Source organism: Streptomyces sp. NPDC000134, assembly GCF_042899225.1.
In the GTDB taxonomy this organism is placed as follows: domain Bacteria; phylum Actinomycetota; class Actinomycetes; order Streptomycetales; family Streptomycetaceae; genus Streptomyces.
The window spans coordinates 229,878-237,225 of record NZ_JBIAZN010000001.1; the positions used below are offsets into that span (position 1 = coordinate 229,878).

Annotated in this window: 4 protein-coding genes; 3 read left to right on the forward strand and 1 reads right to left on the reverse strand. The window is 71.2% G+C overall.

The window, feature by feature from the left end:
- Positions 1-8: 8 nt before the first annotated feature.
- Positions 9-2,084 (forward strand): hypothetical protein, encoded by a 2,076-nt coding sequence (locus ACFY32_RS00980; RefSeq protein WP_390673231.1) that lies wholly within the window; start codon positions 9-11, stop codon positions 2,082-2,084.
- A gap of 169 nt (positions 2,085-2,253) precedes the next feature.
- On the forward strand, positions 2,254-3,492 hold the full coding sequence (locus ACFY32_RS00985) for a glycosyltransferase family 2 protein (protein ID WP_390673096.1): 1,239 nt from the start codon (positions 2,254-2,256) through the stop codon (positions 3,490-3,492).
- Here ACFY32_RS00985 and ACFY32_RS00990 read toward each other — a convergent pair.
- Entirely contained in the window at positions 3,461-5,593 is a 2,133-nt protein-coding gene (locus ACFY32_RS00990; RefSeq protein WP_390673097.1) for a hypothetical protein, read from the reverse strand. The genes ACFY32_RS00985 and ACFY32_RS00990 overlap by 32 nt on opposite strands.
- Before the next feature lie 477 nt (positions 5,594-6,070).
- Here ACFY32_RS00990 and ACFY32_RS00995 point away from each other — a divergent pair, with 477 nt between their 5' ends.
- Positions 6,071-7,174 carry a phosphatidylserine/phosphatidylglycerophosphate/cardiolipin synthase family protein gene (locus ACFY32_RS00995; protein WP_390673098.1) on the forward strand — a complete coding sequence of 368 codons (1,104 nt, stop codon included), beginning with the start codon at positions 6,071-6,073 and terminating at the stop codon, positions 7,172-7,174.
- Positions 7,175-7,348 lie beyond the last annotated feature (174 nt).

Sequence of the window (7,348 nt, forward strand, 5' to 3'; positions counted from 1 at the left end):
TCGCCCGGGTGGGCAGCGCGGCCGAGCTGGCCGCGGCGGTCCTCATGATGCTGGGCTTCCCCGGCGTGATGGTGGCCGCGCTCGTCCCGAGCATCCCCGCCTTCGCGGCCGCGGCCGCCGTGACGTACCTGGCGGACCACTATCTGCACCGCAGGAACAGCTATCTGATCAACCGGCTCGGCAAGATCCGCGCCGGTCTGTCGATCCGCTTCCTGATCCGTCAGCTCCTGCTCGTCCTGCTGCTGGCCCGGCTGTCCCTCGCGGACGACCTGATCTACTACGCCGCCATCGCCTGCTTCATCGCCTTCTACGGCCTCCAGGCCCCGCACGGCGCCCTGGTCACGCTGATCCGCAACCGGCGACGGCTGCCGGTCGCCACCCGCAACGTCGACCTGGCCTCCCGCCTGCGCATCCCGGACGCCCCGCCGCGCGGGCTGCTGAACCGCTCCGCCGAGAAGATCCTCCACTTCGACCTGGCCGCCGTCGCCGGCGTCCTGGTCTCCGCCGAGACCGGCTCCGACCTCCCCGGCTTCATCGGCATCGGCGTCACGCTGGGCGCGGCCGCCCTGTACGCGCTGGCGCTGCTGCCCTACCTGCGCGGCCGGCGGCTCCCGCCGAACGCCGAGAAGGTGCTCGCCGCGGTCGACGAATGGCTGCGCGAGTACCGGCCCGAGACGGTGCTGTACTTCTCCGGCTCCAAGGACTCCGCCTACCAGGTCAACATGTGGCTGGAGACCATGGAGCAGCTCGACACCCGGCCGCTGATCGTGCTGCGCGAACGGGCCATCCTGCAGAGCCTGGCGCCGACCACGGTCCCCGTCATCTGCGTGCCCGGGGGTGTGCACCTGATGAACATGGACCTCTCCACGGTCCGCGTCGCGCTCTACGCGGCCAACGTCGGCAAGAACATCCACATGCTGCGCGTCCCGACCATGAAGCACGTCTTCATCGGCCACGGCGACAGCGACAAGGTCGCCAGCATCAACCCGTTCAGCAAGGTGTACGACGAGGTGTGGACCGCCGGCCGCGCGGGCCGCGACCGCTACGCCATCGCCGACGTCGGCGTCCGCGACGAGGACATCGTGGAGGTCGGCCGCCCGCAGCTCGCCCCCATCCGGACCTGGCAGGGCGTGCCCGAGGGCCGGATGCCGACCGTGCTGTACGCCCCCACCTGGGAGGGCTGGGACGACAACCCGGGCAACACCTCGCTGCTGCTGGCCGGCGAGAACATCGTGCGGAAGCTGGTCACCGCCGACCCGCCGGTCCGCGTCCTCTACAAGCCGCACCCCTTCACCGGCACCCGCAGCGCCCGCGCCAAGACCGTCCACCGGCGGATCACCGCCCTGATCGAGAAGGCCACCGCCGAGCGCGCCGCCGACGCCCGGTTCACCGCCGACGCCGCCGGCCGGGCCGCGGCCCGCGCCGAGCTGGCCCGGATCGAGGCCCGGCTCGCCGAGCTGACGGGCGGCACCGAGCAGGGCGACGAGGCCGAGGCGTCCCGCGACGGCCTGGTCGACATCCAGCGGCACCAGGAGGTCGCCCGGCTTCGCGCCGAGTGGAACGCCGCCTACTGGCGGTCCGTCCCGGACTGGGAGCACCGGATCGGCACGGGCGCCGAACCGCGCCTGTACGACTGCTTCAACGTCTCCGACGCGTTGGTCTCCGACATCTCCAGCGTGGTCTCCGACTTCATCGCCAGCGGCAAGCCGTACGCGGTGACGGACTCCGCCGACCTGGGCGAGGAGGAGTTCAAGCGGCAGAACACCGCGGTGCGCGCCGCGGTGGTCCTCACCAACAGCGCCGCCGAGCTGGACGGGCTGCTCGCCGCGGTCCGCGACCCGGACCGCGACCCGCTCGCCGGGGACCGCAAGGAGCTCAAGCGCTATCTGCTCGGCCCCGACGAGCCGACCTCCATCGAGCAGTTCAACTCCGCGGTCGCCGGCCTCGCCGTGAAGGCCGAGGCGCGCAACGCGGGCCAGCGGTCCCGGATCGTGGCCGGCGGCCCGGACGTGGAACTGGCCGACGCGCTGCCCGGCCAGCGCGCGAGCGCCGCCGGCGAGACGGACAACGTCAACGCCGGCTGACCCCCGGCAGCACCCGGCCCGGCCCCCGAGAGACCGCCTCTCCCGGGGGCCGGGCCGTTTCCGCCTGCAAAAGCGTGAGGTCCGTCACCGGAACAGGTGGTCGAGGCAACCCGCTTCCCCGGACTCCCGTCTAACACGTAGCCATAGCGGAAATACCGGGGAAAGACCCATGAGCAGGGAGAAAGCGACCGTGACTCAGCCCGATGTCACCGTGATCATCGGGGCGTACGAAGCGATGCCGTACCTGGTGGAGTGCCTGGCGTCCGTCGAGGCGCAGACCATCGGCCCGGAGCGCGTCGAGGTCGTCGCGGTGGACGACGGCTCCACCGACGGCACGGGGGAGTGCCTCCAGGAGTTCGCCGCCCGTGCCCCGATGCCCGTCACCGTGCTCCGCCAGGACAACTCCGGCGGCCCCAGCGGCCCCCGCAACGCCGGCCTGGCCAGGGCCAGGGGGCGCTACGTCTTCTTCCTCGACGCCGACGACCGGCTCGGGCCCGAGGCCCTTGAGCGGATGGTCGCCATGGCCGACCGGGCCGGCACGGACGTGGTCCTCGGCCGGGTCGAGGGCGTCGACCGCCAGGCCCCCAAGTCGATGTGGCACCGGACGGTGGAGCGCACCGACGTCTTCTCCTCCAACATCAAGTTCACCCTCAGCGCCCAGAAGCTGTTCCGCCGCGCCCTCCTGGAGCGGCACGGCATGAGGTTCGACGAGTCCCTGTTCACCGGCGAGGACGCGCTGTTCACCATGGAGGCGTACCTGCGGGCGGACGGGGTCTCGGTGATCGCCGACCACACCTGCTACTACCTGGTGGGCCGCGCGGACGGCAAGCAGGTGACCAAGAGCGGCGGCTACGCGCTGCGCTTCGACTCCGCACGCGCCCTGATGCGCCTGATCGCCGAGCTGGTCCCGCCGGGCGAGCGGCGCGACCGGCTCATGGTGCGCCCCTTCCTCGTCACGCTGCTGCCCCAGTTCGGCCCCCGCTGGCTCAAGGACGACGAGGAGGTACGGCGGCACAAGCTGGAGCTGGCCGGGCCGCTGATGGACGCGTACTGGACCGAGGGCGTCGCCCGCCTGCTCAAGGTGCACGAGAGGCTGCGGCTGCACCTGGTGGCCGTCCGGCGGCCCGACCTGCTGACGGACGTGGTGCGCTTCGTCCGCGACAAGAAGCAGGCCGCCGGGCTGCTGGAGCGCAACGGCCGCCGTCTGTACCTGGTCTACCCGCACTTCCGGGACCGGAAGGCGGGCGTCCCCGACGAGGTCTATCTGGCCGGTCCGCGCGAGGCCCGCCCGTTCCCCGGCTACCGCGAGCGGCCCCGGCTCTCCTTCCCGCGCCGCGTGCTGCGCCGGGTCCGCCGCCTGCTGACCGCCCGCCCCCTCAGCCGAGGGGACCGCCCGGCGGCGGCGTGACGGGCCGCGTCCCGCGCCGCTGACCGGGCAGTTCCGCCGCGAGCCGCCCGGCCATCCGCTCCCGGTGTCCCCGCGCCGTCGCGCTCAGCGCCCGTACGGCCGCGGCGAACCGCTCCTGCGCGGGCGGCTCGGCCGGCCCCAGCAGCCGCAGCGCCAGTTCCGCGCGGGCCGCGGCGAACGCGTCCAGCTCCGGCCGCCGCACGGCGTCGAGCAGCGCCGGCACCCCGGCCGCGTCCGGCGTCAGCACGGTCGCCGCGGCCACCGTCGGGAAGGCGACCCGGAACGCCTCCTCGGACAGCCCGCTGGTGTTGGCCACCGCGTACGGCTTGCCGCTGGCCAGGAAGTCGCTGATCACGCTGGAGACGTCGCTGATCAGCAGGTCGGCCCGGTTGAAGCAGGAGTACAGCGCGGGCCGGGCGTCCGTGACGATCTGGTGCTCCCCGGCGGGCAGCGCCGCCCAGTACGCCTCGTCCCAGGCCGCCGCCGCCCGCGCCACCGCCGCCGCCCGCCCCGGCTCCGGCGCCGACTGCGCGAGCATCCGCTCCACCTGGTCCGCCCCGGCCCGCCCGGCGGACGCGGTGACCCGCTCCAACTCCGCCGTGCGCCGGGCCAGTTCCGCCGCCGCCGAGGGCCGCGTGCCGGACCGCTCCCGGTTGGCGGCCCGGATCAGCTCCCGGACCCGCAGATCGGCCGCACCGGCCCGGGGGTCGACCGACCCGGTCAGCGGATGCGGCTTGTAGAGCAGCCGTACCCCGGGGTCCGCGAGCAGCGCCCGGACCAGGTTCTCCCCGGCCGCGAGCACCGAGGTGTTGCCGGGCTGGCCGTCCCAGCCCTCCCAGGTCGGCGCGTACAGCACGGTCGTGTACCGGCCGGTGGGCGGACCGTCGTACGGCCGTACCGCGTCGAGCTGCGGGCGGCCGATCTCCACCACGTCCTTGTCCTCGACGCCGACCTCGGCCAGCGCGTACCGCTCGCGCGCCGCCGGACCGGCCACCCACACCTGGTCGTAGGCCTTCGCGTACGGGTTGCAGGAGGACAGCTTGTCGCTCTCGCCGTGGTTGACGAAGGCGTGCTTGATGGTGGGGATGCGCAGCACCTGCGAGGTCTTGCCGGAGTTCGAGGGGTGGATGAGCACCTGGAGGGTGGAGTGCTCCAGGCGCATCAGCGTGGACACCTTCGGCAGGCAGACGACCGGCAGGTCGGTCGCCGCGATCTTCTGCACCATGAACCGCTCGCGCAGCACCACCACCGGCCGCCCGCCGAGCCCGGCGAGCGGCTCCAGCCACATGTTCGCCTGGTACGCCGACGAGGCGCCGCCGGAGAAGTACAGCCCGACGGTGGGCCGGTACTCGGCCAGCCAGGCGTCGAACCAGTCGAGCACCTCCCGCTCGCCGGCGGGCCGCCGCCCCGGCAGCAGCCGGACCAGCAGCGCGCCCAGGCCGGCCAGCGAGGCGAGCAGGGACAGGGCGAGGCCCGCCGCCCCGGCCAGCGGCGCGTCGGCGGCCACGGTGACCAGCAGCCCGGCGGTCGCGGGCAGTCCGAAGGCCGGCAGCCGGCGGCCGGGGCGGCGCAGCAGCACCGGCGGCGCCGGGGTGAGCCGGAGCGCCGAGGCGTCGATGTTCCGGGTCACCACCGGCAGGGTGCGGCTGCGGCGGACCAGCACCGAGACCGCCTGGGTCGCGCAGTGCAGGGCGTAGCAGGCGAGCAGGCCGGCGACCAGCGGCGCGTACACCGTCTCGCGGTGCTGCTCGCCGAGGCGGAGCAGGCCGACCACGAGCAGCAGGTCGCGCAGGACGTGCCGGACGGTGATGTCCGCGTGGGACCTGGCGAACAGCGACAGCATGCCGCGCTGCCACCGGTAGAGGACGCCCTCGGCGGCCAGGGAGGCGGCGGTCGCGGCGAGCAGCAGCGGCACGTGCGGCAGCAGCGCGCCGACGGCCTGCGCGGTGAACGCCGCCGCGAGCAGGCCCCCGACCAGAGCTCTGGTGGTCAACCCCGAGCGAGCGACGAGCGGCGCGATCAGGACACGGCTGGAGCCGTCGACCGGTCGACGGCGTGGGCTTATGACGTGGAAGAGCCGGTGGAGCAGGGGTACGGGCATGGCGGTCACTCCGTGGTCGTCGGTAGGCGTTCAGACGTTTCAACGGGAGGTGGCCCCCGGATGACACGCAGTCGAACCAAAGGCGTAGTGATCGTCACTTCCGCGAACGTGCCCGCCCAGGCCGTCGGTTCGATCAGACGCGCTACGTCCGACGCGCTCACATGACTGGGAATGACGCGTCACCCTGAGTGAAACCGTGTCGTGTCGTGTGCACCTGTACGCTTGTCTTTGGGTAGCCGCGCCGACACGAACAGTAGTGGCGGGCGAGAGCGAAGACCGACGAAACTCGTGGTGCCAGGAGCCCCTGAAGGGTTCGCCGCCAGTAATGCGAATGCAATCGGAGACTGCCCGGGTGGGCGTTCCCATGGGGAATAGCTCGACCATTGCCGAGAGTGCCCGTACCATGCTGCGGTGACATATGAGAGAAGTACTCACCGATGGCGCGGGTGGAAAGTTGCGATTTTGCTCGCTCTGTCCATGCTGGCTGCAATCGTGTCGGCACCCAGCGCGTCGGCTGCAGAGGGAACCTGTTCGGAATCGGGAAATTATGAAGTCTGCTTCACTTATGGTTCAGGGGTCGAAGACCGCATCATAGCGCGCAAGATAAAAGCAAAGATCGACGCGACAGCGGAAGCTGCGGCTGCTGGTGAGTCCGGCGATTACATTCGAATCGCTTTGTACACGTGGGGCACCGACGGGGGTGCCACCGCAGTTGCCGACTCGCTGGTGAATGCGGCGTCGAGTGGTGTCAGCGTCCGTATCGTGGTCGGCTTTATCGACTCCACTGTCGAGAGCAAGTTCGCGAAAGCGGGCATCGACCTGGTGAAGTGTCCGAACTCCTGCCAGGATCCGGATCACGGCTCGATGCACAATAAATTCTTCGTCATCAAAAAGGGTGACACGGAATTGGTGATGCAGACCTCCAGTAATTTCAGCGCTTGGCAGGCCATGCACTCGCAGAACCTGCTCATCAGCCGTGATGACTCCGAGTTGTTCTCCGCGTACGTGAACTACTGGAGGCGTCTGTACAACCGCAGCTGGACCTATGACGGGGTCACCTGGAGCACCGACGCGAGCAGGATGATCGACGGCAGCAACGATCTGTCGAAGGCATACTTCTACCCGCAGCCCACCAGCAATCGGGTGGCCGATGTCCTGGGCAACGTCAGTGAGTGCACGGACGGCAACGACCGGATCTGGCTGGAGTCGAGTCTCATGGAGGACGAGACCTATGCCAAGGAGATCATCGCCGAACTGAAGCGACTCGTGGGCATCGGCTGCGACGTCAAGGTCATCGTCCAGGAACAGTCCGGTTCCGACATCATGCAGAAGTACGGCATCGCCTCCACCGACATCGGCTGTGACGGCTGGAGCCACAACAAACTGCTGCTCATCGATGCCAAGTACGCCAGTGCGTGGCGCAAGGCCGTCTTCGTCGGTTCGTTCAACCTCACTGAAAACTCGGCGCACCGGGCCAACGACGTGATGCTGCGAGTCATCGACGGATGGGTCACCAACCGTTACATCGACCAGTTCCGCGCGCAGTGGCTCAACCCGAACGAGTGTGACCAGGGCACCTGACGGTGCTACGGGTCGGCCGGCCCGCATCATCTGACGCGGGTGGTGGGGGGGCCCCCCCCCCCGGGGGGGCCCCCCCCCCCCCCACCCCCCCCCCGGGGCCCCCCCCGGGCCCCGGGGGCCCGCGCCCGGGGGGCGGGGCGGGGGGGGCCCGGGGGGACAACCCACAACCCCCCC